This window comes from Natrinema versiforme JCM 10478, assembly GCF_000337195.1.
Taxonomy (GTDB): domain Archaea; phylum Halobacteriota; class Halobacteria; order Halobacteriales; family Natrialbaceae; genus Natrinema; species Natrinema versiforme.
The window spans coordinates 47,903-67,589 of sequence record NZ_AOID01000044.1; the positions used below are offsets into that span (position 1 = coordinate 47,903).

19 protein-coding genes are annotated in these 19,687 nt (G+C 66.4%); 9 read left to right on the forward strand and 10 right to left on the reverse strand.

Features of this window, described 5'->3' with window-relative positions:
* Positions 1-27 precede the first annotated feature (27 nt).
* A complete protein-coding gene (locus C489_RS13845; protein ID WP_006431926.1) occupies positions 28-1,122 on the forward strand; it encodes a methyltransferase domain-containing protein in 1,095 nt (364 codons plus the stop codon).
* A 194-nt stretch (positions 1,123-1,316) separates the two neighbouring features.
* On the opposite strand, the gene C489_RS13850 is transcribed toward C489_RS13845, so the two are convergent.
* The 3 genes from C489_RS13850 to C489_RS13860 all read right to left on the reverse strand — a co-directional run bounded on the left by C489_RS13850 (position 1,317) and on the right by C489_RS13860 (position 4,057).
* Positions 1,317-1,754 carry an acyl-CoA thioesterase gene (locus C489_RS13850; RefSeq protein ID WP_006431927.1) on the reverse strand — a complete coding sequence of 146 codons (438 nt, stop codon included), beginning with the start codon at positions 1,752-1,754 and terminating at the stop codon, positions 1,317-1,319.
* Positions 1,755-1,852: 98 nt separating this feature from the next.
* The gene (locus tag C489_RS13855; protein WP_006431928.1) at positions 1,853-2,857 is read right to left on the reverse strand and encodes an AAA family ATPase; all 1,005 of its coding nucleotides are present in this window, start codon (positions 2,855-2,857) and stop codon (positions 1,853-1,855) included.
* 63 nt (positions 2,858-2,920) lie between these two features.
* Positions 2,921-4,057 carry a DUF7282 domain-containing protein gene (locus C489_RS13860; protein WP_006431929.1) on the reverse strand — a complete coding sequence of 379 codons (1,137 nt, stop codon included), beginning with the start codon at positions 4,055-4,057 and terminating at the stop codon, positions 2,921-2,923.
* Positions 4,058-4,340: 283 nt separating this feature from the next.
* Between C489_RS13860 and rnz the strand changes: the two genes are divergently transcribed.
* Both rnz and C489_RS13870 read left to right on the forward strand, forming a co-directional pair.
* A complete protein-coding gene (gene rnz / locus C489_RS13865; protein WP_006431930.1) occupies positions 4,341-5,285 on the forward strand; it encodes a ribonuclease Z in 945 nt (314 codons plus the stop codon).
* Between the two features lie 114 nt (positions 5,286-5,399).
* Positions 5,400-7,376 (forward strand): DUF460 domain-containing protein, encoded by a 1,977-nt coding sequence (locus tag C489_RS13870; protein ID WP_006431931.1) that lies wholly within the window; start codon positions 5,400-5,402, stop codon positions 7,374-7,376.
* A 144-nt stretch (positions 7,377-7,520) separates the two neighbouring features.
* On the opposite strand, the gene C489_RS13875 is transcribed toward C489_RS13870, so the two are convergent.
* The gene (locus C489_RS13875; RefSeq protein WP_006431932.1) at positions 7,521-7,700 is read right to left on the reverse strand and encodes a DUF7470 family protein; all 180 of its coding nucleotides are present in this window, start codon (positions 7,698-7,700) and stop codon (positions 7,521-7,523) included.
* A 136-nt stretch (positions 7,701-7,836) separates the two neighbouring features.
* Here C489_RS13875 and eif1A point away from each other — a divergent pair, with 136 nt between their 5' ends.
* Together eif1A and C489_RS13885 are read left to right on the forward strand one after the other, a co-directional pair.
* On the forward strand, positions 7,837-8,127 hold the full coding sequence (gene eif1A, locus C489_RS13880; protein WP_006431933.1) for a translation initiation factor eIF-1A: 291 nt from the start codon (positions 7,837-7,839) through the stop codon (positions 8,125-8,127).
* 407 nt (positions 8,128-8,534) lie between these two features.
* Positions 8,535-9,884, forward strand: a complete 1,350-nt coding sequence (locus tag C489_RS13885; protein ID WP_006431934.1) for a S8 family peptidase — start codon at positions 8,535-8,537, stop codon at positions 9,882-9,884.
* Between the two features lie 70 nt (positions 9,885-9,954).
* Here C489_RS13885 and C489_RS13890 read toward each other — a convergent pair whose 3' ends face one another.
* From C489_RS13890 to C489_RS13900, 3 genes are all read right to left on the reverse strand, one after another.
* A complete protein-coding gene (locus C489_RS13890) occupies positions 9,955-11,067 on the reverse strand; it encodes a pyridoxal-phosphate-dependent aminotransferase family protein (protein ID WP_006431935.1) in 1,113 nt (370 codons plus the stop codon).
* Between the two features lie 281 nt (positions 11,068-11,348).
* Entirely contained in the window at positions 11,349-11,828 is a 480-nt protein-coding gene (locus C489_RS13895) for a plastocyanin/azurin family copper-binding protein (RefSeq protein ID WP_006431936.1), read from the reverse strand.
* A gap of 113 nt (positions 11,829-11,941) precedes the next feature.
* Entirely contained in the window at positions 11,942-13,174 is a 1,233-nt protein-coding gene (locus C489_RS13900) for an MFS transporter (protein WP_049890882.1), read from the reverse strand.
* A gap of 146 nt (positions 13,175-13,320) precedes the next feature.
* Between C489_RS13900 and C489_RS13905 the strand changes: the two genes are divergently transcribed.
* The gene (locus tag C489_RS13905; protein WP_049890876.1) at positions 13,321-13,977 is read left to right on the forward strand and encodes a DUF6517 family protein; all 657 of its coding nucleotides are present in this window, start codon (positions 13,321-13,323) and stop codon (positions 13,975-13,977) included.
* 205 nt (positions 13,978-14,182) lie between these two features.
* Here C489_RS13905 and C489_RS13910 read toward each other — a convergent pair whose 3' ends face one another.
* Complete coding sequence (locus C489_RS13910; protein WP_006431939.1) at positions 14,183-14,521, reverse strand: DsrE family protein; 339 nt, start codon at positions 14,519-14,521, stop codon at positions 14,183-14,185.
* A gap of 164 nt (positions 14,522-14,685) precedes the next feature.
* Between C489_RS13910 and C489_RS13915 the strand changes: the two genes are divergently transcribed.
* From C489_RS13915 to C489_RS13925, 3 genes are all read left to right on the forward strand, one after another.
* Entirely contained in the window at positions 14,686-16,032 is a 1,347-nt protein-coding gene (locus C489_RS13915; protein WP_006431940.1) for an O-acetylhomoserine aminocarboxypropyltransferase/cysteine synthase family protein, read from the forward strand.
* Positions 16,029-17,234 carry a homoserine O-acetyltransferase MetX gene (gene metX, locus C489_RS13920; RefSeq protein ID WP_006431941.1) on the forward strand — a complete coding sequence of 402 codons (1,206 nt, stop codon included), beginning with the start codon at positions 16,029-16,031 and terminating at the stop codon, positions 17,232-17,234. The genes C489_RS13915 and metX overlap by 4 nt, the downstream gene beginning before the upstream one ends.
* 136 nt (positions 17,235-17,370) lie before the next feature.
* Entirely contained in the window at positions 17,371-18,156 is a 786-nt protein-coding gene (locus tag C489_RS13925; RefSeq protein ID WP_006431942.1) for a hypothetical protein, read from the forward strand.
* A gap of 222 nt (positions 18,157-18,378) precedes the next feature.
* Here the strand turns inward: C489_RS13925 and C489_RS13930 are convergent, their stop codons facing one another.
* Together C489_RS13930 and serB are read right to left on the reverse strand one after the other, a co-directional pair.
* A complete protein-coding gene (locus C489_RS13930; protein WP_006431943.1) occupies positions 18,379-18,774 on the reverse strand; it encodes a hypothetical protein in 396 nt (131 codons plus the stop codon).
* A 197-nt stretch (positions 18,775-18,971) separates the two neighbouring features.
* Complete coding sequence (gene serB / locus C489_RS13935; protein ID WP_006431944.1) at positions 18,972-19,616, reverse strand: phosphoserine phosphatase SerB; 645 nt, start codon at positions 19,614-19,616, stop codon at positions 18,972-18,974.
* Positions 19,617-19,687: the final 71 nt, after the last annotated feature.

Genomic DNA, 19,687 nt, shown 5'->3' on the forward strand with positions numbered 1-19,687 from the left:
TGGCCGGTCCGAAGCGATGATTCGACCGTGTATCTGCTCGAGTTCGGCGGTGAAGACGACGCGTTCGCGGCCTGTGAGGCAGCCAGCGCTGCGACCGGTATCCGTCGAATCGCACCCGGGCTCGCCGTCGCGGGCGGACTCGTCCCCGAGCGCGTCCGCGGCCTCGCCTACACCCGGCGCGCGAGCGACCTCCTCGGCCGCGGCGACGCAGACCTCGCGAGTGCCCGCGCCGTCCTCGAGGCCGCCTCGATCGACCGGGAGGGAACCGTCGCGGTGCGAGCGACGGACGTCCACGGCTCGAGCGGCGTGAGCACCGAGCGCGCGGAGCGCGAACTGGGACAGGTGCTGGTCGACCGCGGGTTCGCGGTGGACCTCGACGATCCGGACCACCTCCTGCGGGTCGCGTTTTCGGAGGGCGTGCTCGCGGCCGATTCGGGCACGGACGCGCTCGAGCACGAGGAGCGTGCGGAGGGCGAGGAGTCCGCAGGCGAGCGCGTTTCGGCCTGCGCGCTCGGCTGGCTCGCGGCCGAGAGCGTCCGGGACTTCGGGACTCGAGCACCGACGGACAAACCCTTCTTCCAGCCCGGCAGCATGGATCCGCTGCTCGCGCGGGCCGTCGCGAACGTCGCGGGCGCTCGGCCGGGCGCGGCGATTCTGGACCCGATGTGTGGCACCGGCGGCGTGCTCGTGGAGGCAGGGCTGGTCGGGGCAGACGTAATCGGCACCGACGCGCAGGCGAAGATGGCCGCGGGAGCGCAGGAGAATCTGGGACACTTCCTCGAGCGCGACGAGCCCTCGCCGACCGGCGTTTCGCGGGGCTCGTGGCACGTCGGCCGCGGCGACGCGACCCAGCTACCGCTGGCGGACGACGCGGTCGACGGCGTCGTCTTCGACGCCCCCTACGGCCGCCAGTCGAAGATCGAGACCCACCGGCTTGAGGACCTTGTCTCGGGCGCGCTCGCCGAAGCCCACCGGGTCGCGCCGCGAGCGGTCGTGATCGCGGATCGCTCGTGGCACAGCGAAGCGCGGGCGGCGGGCTGGGAGGTCGCGGCGACGTTCGAGCGCCGGGTCCACCGCTCGCTGACGCGGTACGTGATGGTCCTCGAGCGGCGAACGGCGTAGCTACCTCGCGTATCGAGCACGAGCATATCGACGGGACGGGTGTCCTGCGTACGCGGCCACGAGGAAAGCCACGCCCTCCCCAGCCGATTCACTCACTCCCGTCGGTCGTTCGTTCATCCCTCGCACGATGTTGCGTCGCGGTTCGTCGCGGACTCACCGCGACCCAGCGTGCGCCACCGCGAGATTTCGGAGGGTCAGCCCTCGATCTCGTGGACGCGATCGCGAAGCCGCTCCCCCTCCTCGCTCTCGATCGAGAGGTCGGGGACCGGGACCTTCTCACCGTTCTCGTCGATCGCGACGAACGTGAACGTTGACTCGGTGGTCTTCTCGGTCTCGCCGCTGCGGGGTTCCTCGCGCCACGCACGCAACGCGACGTGGACGCTCGTCCGGCCGGCATCGTAGACGTAGGCCTCGACGAGAGCCGTATCGCCGATCTGGATCGGCCGCTCGAAGTCGAGTTCGTTCACGCGGGCGGTGACGCAGGTCTCGCCGGCAAAGCGCATTGCCGACATCGCGCTCACCTCGTCGAGCCACTTCATCAGATTGCCGCCGTGGAGCGTGTCGTTGTTGTTCGCGTGGTTCGGCTGGACGCGAAACCGGTTCTTGATGTGGGTCTCGAGAAGCGTCGGCATACCCGAGCGTTCTCAGAGGAGAGGGATAACGATCGGTGTCGGCGAGAGATTGGCCGGTGGGTCGTCCGCCACCGTCCCGGGAGTCGCGAAAACGGCCGTCAGGCGTCTCGGCCCAGTTCCGCCAGCAGGTGCGAGACGTGAACGCGGTCGCTCGTCCCCTCGTGCATCTCGACGTCGATATCGGCCGCCAGCCGGTGGATTTCGGCGAGCCGATCGCCCTGATACCGTTTGCGAGCGATCCGGAGGATCTCCTCGAGCACCTCGTTGCCGTCTAACCCCTCGTCGACGAGCAGGTCGTCAAGGGTCGAGCGGGCGTCGGTGAACTCGCCGGCCTCGGCGTCGTCTAACATCGACTCGATCTCGTCGTCCAGCCCGACTTCGCCGATGGTCTCGTAGGCCGCGCTCATCGTGAGTTCGCCCTCGTCCTCGACGGTCGTCTGGGCCGCCAGGATCGCCTGCCGGAGGTTCCCGTTCGCGTAGCCCGCGACGAACTCGAGGCCGTCGGCGTCGTAGTCGACGCCCTCGCGCTCGACGATGCGCTCGAGGACGGCGACGATCTCGTCGCTGCTCGGCGAGGGGAAGGAGACGGGGAAACACCGCGAGCGGATCGGCGGGATGAGTTTGGTGGGCTGGCGGGTGGCGACGATGAACTGGGTCGTCCGGTGGTGTTGCTCCATGATCCGGCGCAGGGCCTGCTGGAAGTCCTCGCGGACGTCCTCGGCGTTGTCGAGCAGGATCGTCGTGTAGCCGCCCGAGACCGGGGCGTAGCTCGCGGACTCCTTGAGGACGTGGTTGATCATGTCCCGTTTCGACAGCGACGAGCGCCCGACGAGGAAGTGCTCGAACCGGGGGTCGTTCTTGATCTCGGTCTTGGTCCGGCCGAAGAAGTCGGCGACGTTGATCTCGACGAAGTCGTTGTCCGGGTCCGCGTGGGCTTCGCGGGCCAGTGCGCGCGCTGCGGCCGTCTTCCCGCTCCCGGGCGGTCCCTGCAGGAGGAGGTTGATCGGCTCCTCGACGGCTCGCTCCAAGTACTCGCGAGCGTCGTCCTGTGGCAACTCGGCCAGCTCCGGGGCGTGGGTCTCGGTCCACAGCGGCGCGTCCATCGCCAGCCGATAGGTGCGGGCCGGGTAAGAATCGGTCGATTACGCATCGCTCGAGGCGAGCGATCAGTCGCCGGTCGACTCGTTACCGGAGCCGTCGCCACCGTCGGCCGAGTCGTCTGCGTCCCCGCTCGCGTTCGCGATCGTGAACGTCGTTTCGACCGGCTCGCCCTCGAACTCGATCGGCGAGGCGGCGTCGGCCTCGCCCGGCGAGCCCGCGTAGAGGGCGGCAGTGAGTTCGTCGTCGGCGGCGATCGACGCGTCGTCGGACAGTGCGACGGTCACGTTCTCGTGTTCGCCCGGCTCGAGTCCGGCGCTCGTCCCGACCGTCGTGCCGTTTTGCTCGACGGCGACGAATCCCTGCTCGGGGATCGCCGCGGCGGCCGTCACGCTCTCGTTGGAGGCGTCGGCGACGGACACGCTCGGATCAGTGTGGAACTCGAGGTCGATGGCCGAGACCGCGCCGTCGCCGTCGGTGTAGACGCCGATCGTCCGGTTGCCCGGCGGCGCGCCGCTCGTGTCCACCTCGAAGGACACGGTCCGGGACTCGCCGCCCTCGAGTTCCAGGACCTGTCGTTCGAAGACAGCCCCATCGATGCGGACCGTCACCGACTGCTGGGTCTGGAACTCGGTCGGATTGCGGATCGTCGCGTTCACCTGGATCGTCTCGTTGGTCGTCGCCGTCGCGGGCGCGTCGATCGATTCGACGAGGAACGAGTCGCCGAGCGCGTCCTCCTCGGTCGTCGTCACCGTCGCGGTGTCGCTGACCGGAACCCCGTTCTCGAGGTAGGGTTGGTCTTCCTCGCCGTCGGTCGCCTCGTACGCGTAGCCCTCGTCGTCGGACGTGTCCCGGTGGACCGTGGCCGTGAGTTGGCCGACCAGTTCCCGGGTCGAATCGTCCTCGCGCTCGACGGTGACGTTCTCGTGGGTCCCCGCCTCGAGTCGATCGGAGACCGCGAGCGGTTCGTCGCCGCCGTCGGTGAGCACGACGTAGCCGCCGTCCGAGAGCGAAACCTCCCGAATCGTGACATTGGTGCCGTCGCCTTGCTGATCCGCGAACGTGATCGACGCCTCGGGGTCCTCCTCGACGCCGAAGATGGCGGGGGCCTGCCCGACGACGATACCGGCGACGAGCACGACCGCGATCGCGATCAGGATGGCGACGATCCGCTTGAGCGTGCCGAACGTCAGTCTCGAACTCATTGGGGGTGTCGTCGTCCTCGTGTTGGGACTCGACCGACGTAAAACGCACAGTCCGTTCGCAGGTCGGTAGATCGTTCCGGGACGGTTTGCGTGAATAGTCGCCACGTACCACAGTTCACACAATCGGTTCGTCGGTCGAACCGAACGGACAGGAACTCGAACCCAACGACCGACTCGGACGCCGACAGCGACGATTCCCACGGACTGGGGTCGGTGCCGGACCGTGAATTCGGGCTCGAGCGATCCGAAGCCGGTTTAGTCGCGGCCCGCCGAAGGGCTACCGATGGCACTGCGCGTGACGTTTCTGGGGACGGCCGGGGCGATTCCGACGACCGAGCGGAATCCGAGCAGCGTCTTCGTCGCCCGCGAGGGCGAGGGGTTGCTGTTCGACGCCGGCGAGGGAACCCAGCGTCAGATGATGCGATTCGGGACCGGGTTTTCCGTCTCGCACCTGTTCGTCACGCACCTCCACGGCGACCACGTCCTCGGGGTTCCGGGGCTGCTCCAGACGATGGCGTTCAACGACCGCGAGGAGCCGCTGGCGATCCACACCCCCCACGGCACGCGCCAGCAGCTCAAATCGCTGGTCAACGCCCTCGGAAACCGCCCCTCGTTTCCGGTGCGGATCAGTGAGGTCGGCGACGGCGACGTCGCCTACCGCGCCGAGGAGTACGAGGTCCGCACGTTCGAAACCGACCACGACACCCGCTCGGTCGGCTACGCGCTCGTCGAGGACGACCGCAAGGGCCGATTCGACCGCGAGCGCGCCGAGGAATTAGGCGTGCCGGTCGGACCGAAGTTCTCGAGGCTCCACGAGGGCGAATCCGTCGAACTCGAGGACGGCACCGTCGTCGACCCCGAACAGGTCGTCGGTGACCCCCGTCCGGGCCGGTCGATCGTCTATACCGGCGACACCCGCCCCGCCGAGGCGACGATCGATGCCGCCGACGAACCGGACCTGCTGATCCACGACGCCACCTTCGCCGACGACATGGCCAACCGGGCGACCGACACCGCCCACTCGACGGCCCGCCAGGCTGCCGAAATCGCGAACCGAGCCGGCGCGGACCGGCTCGCGCTGATGCACCTCTCCTCGCGCTACGCCGGGCACACCGAGGACCACGAACGGCAGGCTCGCGAGGTCTTCGCGGGCGATGCCGACGACGCGTTCGTCCCCCAAGACGGGCAGTACCTCGAGATCCCGTATCCGGACGGCGACGAGCGGTGATCGACGAGTCACCGTCGTTGCGATCGCGATCGCGCTCGAGCGCCGGCGGTCCGCGATTCGAGCGGCGTGCGAACCCGCGTCGGATTTATAGCCGTCTCGTTCCTATGGCCCCCTGTGAGTACGCGAACGAGTGCGCTCGATGCAGTCGTCTTCGGCGTCGACATCCAAAGCGGTGACGTACGCGGCGATGCGCCATCGTACGCACTGGCCGTCTACGACGGGGAAGACGTCACACGGGATGTCGTCAGCCACCGAAAGCTCAGGCGACTGATCGACGACGAGGAGCCGGCGATCATCGCGACGGACAACATGTACGAGCTGGCCGCCGACAAGGACCAGCTCATCCACTTCCTCGGCTCGCTACCCGCCGGGACCATGCTCGTCCAAGTCACCGGTGCCGAACAGCCAGAGCCGCTCTCCCGCGTCGCGAAGCGACACAACATCCCCTACGGAAAGGACCCGATGCAGGAGGCCGAGGCCGCCGCCCGACTGGCCGCCCACAACGTCGGCCACGAGGTCTCGGCCTTTACCGACACGACCGAAGTCAAGGTCGCACGCGGGCGCTCGACCGGCAGCGGCGGCTGGAGCGAGGACCGCTACACCCGCCGCATCCACGGCTCGGTCCGGAAACGGGCCCGCGAGGTCGAGTCCGAACTCGAGGAGCACAACCTCGAGTACGAGCGCAATGTTCGGGAGGCATACGGCGGCTTCGCGAACGCCGTCTTCACCGTCCACGGCCGGCCGAGCGACATCCCCGTCTCTCGGAATCGATCGGGCGACGTCCGCGTCGAAATCGAGCGCCAGCGCCGCGACGGCATCGAGTTCCGGCCGCTGGTCAAGCGCCGCGATCACGTCATCGTCGGGATCGACCCCGGGACGACGACCGCCGTCGCCATCGTCGGCCTCGAGGGCGAGGTCTTGGATGTCTGGAGTTCCCGCACCAGCGACACTGCCGAGGTAATCGAGTGGATCGTCGAGCGCGGCCGCCCCGTCATCGTCGCGGCCGACGTGACGCCGATGCCCGAAACCGTCGAGAAGTTCCGGCGGAGCTTCGACGCCGCGGGCTGGGCCCCAGACACCGACCTCCCGGTCGACGAGAAACAACATCGCACGCGCGAGCACCCCTACGAGAACGACCACCAGCGCGATGCGATGGCCGCCGCGCTGTACGCCCTCGACGCCCACGAGGACCAGTTCGCCCGAATCGCCGACAAACTCCCGCCGGGGATCGACCGCGGCGAGGTCACCGCCCGCGTCGTCGCCGACGAGGAGAGCGTCGAGGCCGTCCTCACCGACCTGAACGACGACGATACCGGTGGCGACGAGGAGTCGACCGACCACGAGCCCCGCGAACTGACTGAGGAAGAAAAACGGATCAAGGACCTCGAGCGACAGGTCGAACGCCTCCAGTCACACGTCGAACGGCTCGAGGGCCGCGTCGAGGACCGCGACGACCGGATCGACGAACTCGAGTCCGAACTCTCGCTCGCCCGGCGCGAGGAACGCACGCAGGTCCGCAAGGACCGCGAGGTGAGCCGCCTCGAGCGGAAGGCGAACCGACTCGAACGCGAGCGCGACGAGGCCCGCGACGAGGTCGAAGGGCTCGAGCAGAAGGTCGAGCGCATGAAGGCTCTCTGGAAGCTCGACCACTCGAATTTCAGCGATGTCTCCGCGGAGAAGGAGGGGCTGGTCCCGGTCAAGGTCGTTGAGAAGTTCACAAAGGGCGCGATCCGCGAGGCCGACGAGCAGTACGGCATCGCGGGCGGCGACGTGGTCTACATCCGCGACGCCAGCGGCGCGGGCCGCTCGACGGCCGAACTGCTCGCGGGGTTCGATCCCCGCGTCGTCCTCAAAGACGGCGGGCTCTCCGAAATCGCCGACGAGATCCTCTTCGAGAGCGAGATTCCGGTCGGCCCCGCGGACGACGTGGCCATGCAGGAGGTCGACGAACTCGCCGTCGCCCGCGAGGACGACGTCGAGGCGGCCATCGACGACTGGCACGAGCGCGCCGAGGACAGAAAACGGGACCGCAAAGCCGCGATGGTCGATCAGGTCATCAGCGAACACCGCGCCGGCGACAACGAAGTATAGCGCCGGTTACGGCTCCGGTCCCCAGACTCGAGGGGATCGCGATCAACACGAGATCAGAGTACTGAGAGACGTATTCCATACGACACCGACGAGCTGCAGGCGCAGAACGCTCGAGCCGCAGTGTCTCGATCTCCCGGAAAGAACTCAAAACATGCCGAAACTCTGGAGCATCCCCGAGATGAGGGATTTGACAACTAGCCCGAGGCCGGCGACGATGAGTGCCATACCTGCCGCGATCAGCAGGTTCACATACGCGATAAGGGCGATACCGGCGAGCAAGATTACGATGCCGGCGATACCGAGCGCGCCGAGGTTTTTCAACATACGCAGGATTCCAGAGCCGAGCGAAATAAGCGGCGTGGTTTCGGGGTCTCACCGCGGTCACAGCCGGCCACAGCGGGCGCGATTCCGCCGATCGAATCAGTAAAGGGTTAAACCGCTCGACTCCGAAGCCACGGCCATGAGCGACGACGGTGAGGGTGGTCGGAAGAACCTCCGGATGCCCGAGGACGACGAGGTCTTCGCGACCGTCACGAACATGCTCGGAGCGAATCGGGTCAAAGTACGCTGTGCCGACGGGACAGAGCGCACTGCTCGCATCCCCGGCAAGATGCAAAAACGCATCTGGATCCGCGAAGACGACGTCGTCCTCGTCGAACCCTGGGACTGGCAAGACGAGAAAGCCGACATCACGTGGCGCTACGAGAAGAGCGAAGCCGACCAGTTGCGCGACGAGGGCCATATTCCGTAGACCGAAGTTTTGCGCTGCGAAATTTTACTCTGCGAGCGCGGCGCTGCCGCGCTCTCGGTAAAATTTCGATCAAAAGCATTCCTCCTTCCGTTCGTTCCTTTCAGTCACTCACATCAGTCGTCGGCCCGCGAGCGCTGTGGCGCTCGCGGTGAACGGCGTCGTTCGGGTTCTTCGAACCACTCACGGGTCGCTACGCTCCCCGTTCGCATTCTCGCGGTTCTCACTCGCTCCGCTCGTTCCGAACCGCGCACCACTCACTCGCCGACGATACGAGTGGGGTAGCTCTCCTGTCCGATACTATTCACCATCGCCGGCACCGATACTGCTCGAGAAGGCGCGATCTATCCCATCGGCTGACTGTCAGTCGACACAGAAGACTTATCTCGCCCTTGTTCATCCACCCGCGCATGAAACTCAGCCGGCGGCGAGTACTCGGTGGGATCGGGGCCGGCGCTGCGGCCGGGCTGGTCGGGATGCCGGCGTCGGCAGCGGAAGACGGTCTCGGGACCGACACCGAGCGGGTGTTCATCCATCCGAAGGCGGGCGTGCTCGACGACCTCGGCGAACTCCTCGACGTGATCGAGGCCATCGGCGGGACGACGGTCCTCGAGTTCGATAACTTCGAGTTCGTCGTCGCGAGGGTGCCCTCGACCGGGCTGGACGAACTGCGTCGCGATCGCCGCGTGGCGTCGGTCGAAGACGACCACGAGACGGGAATTCCGTCGGACTGGTCGCCGTCGCTGCCGAACCTCTTCGATCCACCCGGCGGGTCGAATTGTGCGACCCATCCAGATCAACGAGCGTCGTGGGGCGTCGAACGGATCGGTGCCGATGCCGTCGAACCGGACGGAACGGGCGTCGACGTGGGGATTCTCGACACGGGGATCCAGTCGGCCCACTGCAGTCTCTCGGTCGCTGGCGGGCGGAACTTCACCGCCGACGGGACGGCGGGCGACTACGAGGACCGCCACGGCCACGGGACCCACGTCGCCGGGGTCGCCGGCGCTGACGACAACGACCGCGGCGTCGTGGGCGTCGCCCCGAACGCGAATCTGTACGCGGTGAAGGTACTCGGCGACGACGGGTCCGGCCGGTACAGCGAACTGATCGCCGGCATCGACTGGTGCATGTCGAACGACGTGGAGATCATCTCGATGAGCCTCGGTGGCAAGACCGAGAGTGCCACACTCGGCAGGGCGATCGACGCCGCGCACTCGGACGGCCACCTCCTGCTCTGTGCGGCCGGGAACGAAGGCAACGACGGCAGCGACTCGTGTGCCGCGGAGACGATGACCTACCCGGCGACCCACGAGAACGTCGTCGCGGTGACCGCGATGGACGAGGGCGACCGACTGGCGTCCTACAGCAGCGTCGGCTCGGCCGTCGACCTGCTGGCACCGGGAACGAACGTCACCTCGAGCACCGTCGACAACGAGTACGCCGAGGCCAGCGGTACGAGCGTCGCCACCCCGTTCGTCACCGGCGTCGCGGCGCTCGTCTGGGAGACGCGCGAGGAGGACGGCCCGGGACCGACCGACCCGGTCCGCGCAATCCTCGGCGAGACGGCGGAGACAGTGCTCGGCACCTGCGCGGAAGGCGACGGACTCGTGAACGCTCGAGCGGCCCTCGGCGATGACCGTGCGACCGAGGGCTCGGATTGGAGCGATGGTCCCGTCAGCGGGCTCCGGTCGCTATTCGAGCGGGTCGTCGACCTCGTTGTGGGCTTCGTCGAGTGGCTCTTGGGGCTGGTTTCGTAGCCGAAAGGAAAACTGCGGGTAACTAACGAGAAACGCCCGGTCCGACTGGTTCGACCGACTGGAGAGCCCCCTACAGTCCGGCGATGTCTTCGATGGCGTCGGTCAGCTCCTTGATCGACTCGAGGTCGTGTTCGCCCATGTGGCCGATGCGGAACGTTTCCTCGCCGAGTTGCGAGCCGTAGCCGTTCGAGAAGACGAAGTCGTACTCCTCGCTGACGGCGTCGATGGTCGCGGCGACATCGATCCCCTGCGTGTTCTCGATACAACTGACCGTTTGGGATTCGTACCCCTCCTCTGGGAACATATCAAAGTATTCGCGAGCCCACTCGCGGGTGTACTCGGCCATCTCACGGTGGCGCTGGTCGCGCGCTTCGTGGCCCTCCTCGAGCATGTGTTTCATCTGTTTGCGGTAGGCCAGCATGATCGGGATCGCCGGCGTGGAGTGGGTCTGGCCCTTTCGGTCGTAGTAATCGATCGTGCGCTGGAAACCGCCGTACCACGACGCGGAGTCTTTCTCGAGTTCGCGGTCGTAGGCGTCATCGCTGACGACACAGACGGCGAGTCCGGGGGGCATCGCGAAGGCCTTCTGGCTCGAGGCGAAGATCACGTCGATGTTGTGGTCGTCGATGTCGACGGCGTCCCCGCCCAGCGAGGAGACCGCGTCGACGACGAAGTAGGTGTCCGGATACTCGGCGATGAGGTCGCCGATCTCCTCGATCGGGTTGCGCACGCCCGTCGAGGACTCGTTCATCACGGTCGCGACGACATCGTAGTGTTTGTCGCTCGACTCGAGTTCCTCGCGGATGTCCTCGGGTTTGATCGCCTGCCCCCAGTCATACTCGAGTCGATCGACGTTCTTGCCCAGTCGCTCGGCGACGTTGGCGTGGCGCTCGCTGAAGCTGCCACAGGTCGGGACGAGAATGTTCTCGTCGACGAGGTTGAGCGTCGACGCCTCCCAGAACTCGGTCCCCGATCCCGTGAGAATGACGACCTCGTTGTCGGTGCCGAGGAACTCCTTCGTGTCTTCGACGATGGTCGTATAGAGGTCCGTCATTCGGTCCATGCGGTGGCCGAACATCGGCTCGGCCATCGCCTCGATAACGTCCTCTCGGACCTCGGTCGGACCCGGGATATACAGCGTCTTATCGGGGTAGTCGCCCGTGTATTCGCGTTTTTCGGTCACGGAAATCACCTGATACGGGCTACTGCGGAACGAGGCGGTATGGTACTTTTGATGCCCGGTTGATCGACTGCCCCGGTCAACATATCGGTCCGGACCTCGATACTACCCCACATCCCGACGCTGTAAGGACGACCGTTGATGACGGCAGTGGCCCCGTCAGTGACTGCCATCGGCTGCGAGTGACTATTGGAGCCCACTGGAGGAAAAACAGCAGAAAGCGGTCGGACCTGCAACGGTCGGACAGTGTCGACCGTTCCGCGCGAATCGTCGCGCAGAATCCGTTATTCGAGTTCGATGTTGCCCGTCATTCCGGCATCGTAGTGGGGCTCACAGACGTACTCGACGGTGTCACTCGAGGCCTCGAAGTCGACGGTCAGGCCGGGTTCGCTGTCGCTGACCTGGTCGGTCGGTCCTGCGACGGCCGACTGGCTGTCGTCGTAGACCGCGAGGTTGTGTGAACCCTGCTCGTTCTCTACCCACTCGATCGTGTAGGACTCGCCCTCGGTGAGGCTGAGATCAGGGTTCTCCACGCCTTCGATTTGGGACGGCGCGACGCCTTCCCAGGACTGGGCCAGCGATCGGAGTTCGATGGTCGTCCCGGACTCGATCGAGTACGGCCCCTCGCTCTCGCCGTTGCCGTTGCCGTTGCCGTTACCGTTGCCGTTACCGCCGCTGCTACAGCCAGCGACGAGTGCCGTCGACGCTGCCGCACCGGTGATCTTCAGTGCTGTCCGCCGCGAAACCGGATTATCTCGTGCCATCACCGGAGGTTGGGCCTGAGCACATAAAAATTGATACCTTCTCCCGATACAACGTTATGTGAATACACACCACAATATAGAAGCGTCACCGCTGCCGGACTGGTCAGTTCTAGTCACGTATCGCGTCCGTCGCCCGACCGAAACCGCTCGGTCGGCTCGAGCGAGAGCCGCAGGAAGAGGGGTACCGTGACGACGGCGATTGCGATCTCGAGGCCGCCGACGACGAGGAACGCTAGGTGGTAGCCGTAGGTGCCGGCGACGGTGCCGCCGATGATGAAGCCGCCGAGGAAGCCGAGGCTGCCGGCGACGTTGAACCCGGCCATGGCGATCCCGCGCTCGCTCTCGCCGGCGAGGTCGGTGACCAGCGCCATGGTCGCAGGGGCGACGAGCGCGCCGAGTACGCCGACGCCGGCCATCGCGATCGCAGCGGTCGCAACCGACGGCGAGGCACCGACGAGGAGGATGCCGCCGCCGTAACAGACCGAGCCGACGACGATCGGGACAGTACGGCCGATCCGGTCCGAGAGGGCACCCATCGGATACTGCAACAGGGCGAAGGGGGCGAAAAAGCACGCCAGCATGAGGCCGGTCGTTCCGGCATCGAGCCCGAACGTCTCCTGAAAGTAGAGGGTTCCCACGAGGGCGAAAAAGCCGGCCGTGAGCCGGTCGACGAAGCCGAAGGCGTACGGGATCGAGAGGGTCGGCTGCCGGCGGATACCGTCGACGAGGGCGCGAGCGCTCCGGCGATCGTCGACCGCGCGATCCCTGACCAGCGAGACGAGCGCCCCGACACAGACCAGCAGGCCGGCGGCGACGAGCAACGGCGCGAGCGGGTTGAGTTCGGTGAGTTGGCCGCCGATCGGCGCGCCGAGCGCCGCGCCGAGTCCGATAGCGATCCCCGCCGCGCCCATGTTCCGGCCGTGGCCCCCCTCGAGGTCCATCAGCATGGTCATCGTCAGGGAGAACGCGCCGATGGTCATCGCCCCCTGGAAGACGCGCAGGAGGAGCACGCCGCCGAAGGGGATCGATCCGAGCGCCGGGGCGGCCGCGAGGACGGCGTAGCCGACCGCGCCGGCCAGCGCGCCGACGACGATAAACGGCGTGCGCCGGCCGGTCGCGTCGCTCGCGACGCCCCAGACCCCGACGAACGCGACGTATGCGCCGAATTCGGCGACCAGAAACCACATGCTCGCGTCGAGCGGCGTCGCCGCGAACGCCGACGTGGCCGCGTCGGCACCCAGCGCGTCCACGAGCGTCGCGACGCCGGGATAGAGCAGCACCTGCGAGAACAACACCGCGAAGACGAGGGTGGCGAGGACGACCCGGTCCCGGTCACTCGAGTGCACGAGCGGCCCTTGGGACTGCGGGAGTATGAACTCGTTCGTCTCGAGTGACACCCGGATTCGATCCGGTGTGACTGCTACTGTCAGTACCGCGGACGGAGACGCGCGGAATCGACGCGTTTTCGGTCGCCAGCGACCTGTGGCTATCGATGACAGTCACGCGTCGGCAGCTACTCGCCGCGGGAGTGACCGCCGGGACGGGGATCGTCGCCGGCTGTGCCGGGGTCGCCGCGGACTCGCTCTCGTCGACCGTCGGGACCGTCCCGCGGGCGGCACTCGAGGAGACCGGGTACGAGGAACACACCGTCGAGGAGGTCGTCATCGAGCGGCCCGTCAGCCGCGTTGGCATCGAGCGCACAATCGAGGCCCGAAACTGGTACGCCGAGTACGACCGGGCGATCGCACTCGAGACGATCGGACTGACTCGGGTGCAAGCGGCGGTCGTCGCCGTCCTCACGACGCCGCAGGTGTCCGTACTGGGAAAGACGTTCAACCCCGTCGGCGACTACTCGACGGACGACCTCGTCGCGATGATACAGGAGCGGTACGACCGACTCGAGGACGTCGAGTTCGTCGACGAGCAGCCGATTTCGGTGCTCGGGACCGAGACGACGCTCGCCCGGTACGAGGCGAGCGCGCGGCTGATTGCGGCCGGGACCACCCTCGACGTCTCCGTGAAGGTCAGCGACCCCGTCGCCCACGGCGACGATTTCGTGATCTGTGTTGCCGTCTCGCCACAGGTCCACGGCGTCGAGACCGAATCCGAGGCCGTCCGGACGATGCTCGAGTCGCTCGAGCACGAGTGAAATTGACTGACTGGGTTTTCCGGAGTGGTTCCGACGAAGACGAGTGGTCTGCTATCGTGGCAGCAGGCAATCGCCACGCCCTCCCCAACCGATTCACTCACTCCCGCTGGTCGTTCGTTCATCCCTCGCGCAATATGTCGGCCGTCCTCGCTTTCGCTCGGCCGGCCACAGCGCGCCATCGTGTATCGATTGACCAGAGATGGACCTACGGTCGAATGTAGGCGTACCCCTCGCTCTGCAGGCGCGTGAGTTCGCCGCCGCCGGACGGGACGGTCTCGACGCCCTCGACGAGGTCCGATTCCGCGAGGTCTTTCAGGTCGAGCGTGTTCCCGCAGGCCTTGACCGAGATGCCGGTCTCGAGCAGCGATTCGACCATGTCGCTGCCGTTGCCGCCGGCCGTCAGCGGCTCGATGCCGTCGGCCTGTGCGACGATGGCGATGTCGTCGATCTCGACGGAGTCGTCTTTCGTGAGGTTCTCGGCGATCGTGAGCGCGGTCTCTCGCTGTGCCGGGTCGTCGGCGATGAGGTGGAAGACTGTCTGCACACGCGAACGGCATCGTCCGCCGGCAATAGCGTTTGAGCCTGCAAGCGAAGCGCTCGCGGGAACGTCTCGCCCGGGGTGTTGGTTTCCGTGAAAGAGATTCTCTAGTCTGCGGTTTTTGCCGTTACTGCGGTGCATATGAACGTGGAGTAGTATGCATACTAAACATGAGCGACGACGCGAGCGACGGGCACGATACGGACGGCGAGCGGGACGAGCGCGGCCTCGGAACGCGCAGCGTCCACGCCGGCCAGTCCCCCGATCCGGAGACCGGCGCGATGGCACCGGCGCTCTACCAGACGACCTCCTACGTCTTCGAGGACGCCGATACGGCCGCCGACCGCTACGCCCTCGAGGACGACGGCTACATCTATTCTCGGATCGCCAACCCGACCGTGACGATGCTCGAGGACCGCCTCGCCGACCTCGAGGGCGGCGCGGGCGCGGTCGCGACGGGCAGCGGCATGGCCGCGCTGGACTCCGCGGTCCTGATCCTCGCCGAGGCGGGCGACAACGTGGTCTGCTCGACGGACACCTACGGCGGGACGACGGCCTACTTCTCGAAGACCGCAACTCGACGGGACATCGAGCCGACGTTCGTCCCCACGCTCGAGTACGACGCCTACGAGGAGGCGATCGACGAGGACACCGCCTTCGTCCACATCGAGACGATCGGCAACCCCTCGCTCGTGACCCCGGACTTCGAGCGGGTGGCCGAGATCGCCCACGACAACGGCGTCCCGCTCGTGGTGGACAACACCTTCGCGACGCCGGCCCTCTGCCGGCCGCTCGAGCACGGGGCCGACGTGGTCTGGGAGTCGACGACCAAGTGGCTCCACGGCTCCGGGACGACCGTCGGCGGCGTCCTCGTCGACGGCGGGTCGTTCCCGTGGGGCGAGCACGGCTACGACGAAATCGCCGGACAGAATCACGCCTACCACGATGTCGACTTCTCGCGGGACTTCCCCGACGCGCCCTTCGCCGCCACCGCGCGGTACCGGTCGCTGCGCAGTCTCGGCAACCAGCAGTCGCCGTTCGACGCGTGGCAGACGCTGCAGGGACTGGAATCGATGCCCCTTCGCGTCGAAAAGCACTGCGAGAACGCCGCCATCGTCGCGGAGTATCTCGACGACCACGAGGACGTGGCCTGGGTCACGCACCCCGGGCTCGCGGATCACCCGACTCACGACAACGCCACGCGATATCTCGAGGACTACGGCGGGATGGTCGCGTTCGGCCTTGAGGAGGGATTCGAGGCGGGTAAGGCCTTCTGCGAGAACGTCGAAGTCGCCCAGTTCCTCGCGAACATCGGCGACGCGAAGACGCTCGTGATCCATCCGGCGAGCACCACCCACGGCCAGCTCTCGCCCGAAGAGCGCGAGGAGGCCGGCGTCACCGAGGACCTGATCCGGATGTCGGTCGGGATCGAGGACCCCGAGGACATTCTGGCCGACCTCGAGCAGGCGATCGCGGCGGCGACACGGGCCTGTCGGGACGAGGGTGAGCAGCCGTGACGACGAGGAACACGACCGATCTGGGCGAGTTCCAGTTCCTTTCGGGAGAGTCGATCCCGACCCTCGAGGTGGCCTACGAGACCTACGGCGAGTTCACCGGCGACAACGCGGTGTTGGTCTGTCACGCGCTGACCGGCAGCGCCCACGTCGCCCGCCGGCCGGACGCGGGCGGCGAGACCGCGGGACAGGCCCGCGCGTGGTGGGGCGATGTCGTCGGCCCCGGGAAGGCGATCGACACGACGGAATACTACGTCATCTGTGCGAACGCGCCGGGATCGTGTTACGGAACGACCGGCCCCTCGAGCGAGAACCCCGAGACGGGCGAGCCCTACGGCACCGACTTCCCGCCGGTCACGGTCGGCGACTGGACCCGCGCCCAGCGGAAACTGCTGGACGAACTCGGCGTCGGGCGACTCCACGCCGTCGTCGGCGGCAGCGTCGGCGGCATGAACGTCCTCGATTGGCTGCGGCGGTTCCCCGACGACGTCGACCGCGCCGCCGCGGTCGCCAGCGCCGCTCGGCTCGATGCCCAATGTCTCGCGCTCGACACCGTCGCCCGGCGGGCGATCACGGGCGATCCGAACTGGAACGGCGGCCACTACTACGACGGCCCCGGACCCGAGGAGGGACTGGCTCGAGCGCGCCAGATCGGACACATCATGTACCTCTCGAAGGCCTCGATGGGCCGCAAGTTCGGCCGCCGCTCCGCGGGACGGGAGGCCGTTCGCGAGGAGCCGCCGGACCCCGCGGCCGCCTTCTTCCCCTACCGGGAGGTCGAGTCCTATCTGGACTATCAGGCCGACAAGTTCGTCGACCGGTTCGACGCGAACAGCTACCTCTACATGACCCGCGCGATGGACGACTTCGACCTCTCGGCGGGCTACGAGGGAGACGCCGACGCGCTGGCTGCCTTCGAGGGGGAACTCCTCGTGCTCTCCTTTACCGGCGACTGGCACTTCACGACCGAACAGGCCGAGGCGCTGGCCGAGGCCTGCCGCGAGGCCGCGGTCGACGTCGCCCACCACGTCGTCGAGTCCGACCACGGCCACGACGCGTTCCTCGTCGAACCCGAGAAGGTCGGGCCGCCGGTCACGGACCTGCTCGAGACGGGACTCGCCGGCCGCGCGATCACTGATACTGAACCTGAGACCGACGACTCGGGGGAGTTCGCCCCGGTCCACACGAGCCTCTTTTCGAAGTAACCCGTTAGCATCGGCTATAAGTATAGATAGTAGACAGGTCTGCAGACGGTTCTGAACGGTGTTTCAGGGTCGGTAGCTGCGATTCGCGAAGAATAGTGCCGAAAGATATAATATCTCGCTGTTTGATGTTTCAGTGATGTCAGACGGGAAGCAACTGGATTACGACGAGGAACCGGCAGGACAACAACAGCGGTCGCAGGCACAGCGACAGGGGGCGCTCGACGACGGGTCCGAACTGCCGGTCAAGGAAGGGGCAGTGTTCGGAGTTATCGGGGTGCTCATCACATACCTGACACACCTGTATTTGACGGTTGCCGCGTCTGCGCAGGCGGCACCGATCACCTACGCCGACGGTGATACGACGGTCGTCACCGATCTCGTGAGTTCGTGGGTCGCTGCCGGCTGGAGTTACCTTGCGGCCTTCGGTGTCGGGTTCGAAGCCAGCGGCGAAGTCGCCACACTCAGTGCTGCACCGAACAACGTCGCGGCCCTGAGCAACACACCGTTCGCTCTCGCCACGACGGTTCTGTTCACCGTTACGGTCGGATCGCTGATGGTCGCCGGATACGGAGTCGCACGGTATACGGACGCTGACAGCCCGGTCGACGCAGTCAAAGCGGGCCTGACGATCGTGCCGCCGTATCTGGTATTCGCCGCTATCGCTGCGTTCCTGATGACCCACAGCTATGGCGACGAGGTGCTCGTGGGACAGATCATCGATAACGTCGGAACGCTCGAGGGCGGTCAGTTCCTCAACGACGAGGGAGATGTCATTTCCAACGTCGATTTCGGGGCTTCGACTACTGATGCGATCCTCTTCGCTGGAATCATCTTCCCCACTGCCTTCGCGATCGTCGGATCGCTCATCACGCAGGGAGAAGCAGTCATCGACACCGCAGTCGCGAAAATCAACGACCGATAGCGTTCCACTCGCAGTAGGGCGCGTTGGCCGTTCACTGTTTTCATCACCGAATCGACCGAGATGAGCGCTCTCTCAGAGGATCTCATATTGCTGGCAGTGAGCCGAATCGGTCGGCTGTCGAGGACGGTCGCGCCACGGAGACGGGTCCACGAGGACGAAAGAGCAGTCTGGAACCGAACGGATTGCGATCCGGAACCGGCAGGAAGGCCTGAGAAGGCGGTTTCAACTGCCGTTACCCTGACCGTGAGCCTGCGAGGGAGCTCGATCGACCGAGACGTACTGTTCAGCGGGGGACCCGTCCGACCGTCGGCGGGCGAGCCAGTACTGTACGTCGGAGACGAACAGCGCGAGGTTTTCGCGGGCGAACAGCTTCATCGAAACGCCTTGGGGCGACCGGAACAGGGCGATCATCGACCACATCGATCCGGCAGCGAACGCGCCCGCGGCGGAGAACGTCATCCCGAGGGTAAAGAAGGTCACACTGTAGACGAACCCGATCCCCATCGACGGCAGGCTCGTGCCCAGCGGGACCCGCGCGCTCGAGTCGCGCAGCGTCGGCGCGAGAAAGACGATCGAAAGGCCGCTTCCGAGCATGAAGACGAAGTCTTGCCACATCATCAAAACCACTTACTCGACTGTGAGTTAAAACCCTCTCGGTGGAGAAATGGGTTATTAGGCCTGAGAGTCGCCGAAAATTGACGGTTCGGCTCGAGCGACGAGAACGGAGAGAAGGGACCGGCTGGCCAGCATCGAGCAAGAGAGACAAAGTGGAAACAGCCGGTTACGGACGATAAATCGTGCGTGTTACCGACGGCTCAGCGATCGGCGAGGACGCCGTCGTCGACCAGCGTCTCGCGGGCTTCGGCCATCGACGTGACGACGATGTCACAGTGGGGTTCGACCGCCGGCTTCGGCTCGAAGCCGATCGCCAGCCCGGCGACCTCGAGCATCGGCAGGTCGTTCGCGCCGTCGCCGACCGCGACGGTGTCCGCGAGGTCGACGCCGACATCGGCGGCGAGGTCCGCGAGCGCGTCGTCTTTGGTGCCCTCGATCAGCGGGCCCTCGACCGCACCCGTGAGTTCGCTGGCTTTCATCGGCAGGCGGTTCGAGACGATGTGATCGACGGAGACGCCCTCGCGCTCCAATGCGGCCGCGACGCCGCGCTCGAACCCGCCCGTAAGGATGGCGGTGGTGACGCCGGCGTCGTTCAGTTCCGCGATGAGGTCGGCCGCCCCCTCCCGGAGAACGACCTCGTCGAAGGCCGCTTCGGCCTCGGCCTCGGGCAACCCCTCGAGCAGGGCCGCACGTTTGCGCAGGCTCTCGGCGTACTCGATCTCGTCGTTCATCGCGCGCTCGGTGATCTCGTCCATGTCGGCGGCGACGCCGCGGCGGTCGCCGAGCAGGACCGTCATCTCGGAGTCCGAAAGCGTCCCGTCGAAGTCGAAAGCGACGACTGTCATCGATCGCCGGTTGACGGTCCCCGGATAAACCAGTTCAGGTTTCCCGTCGGGAACGCCGCAGTTCTTTCAGA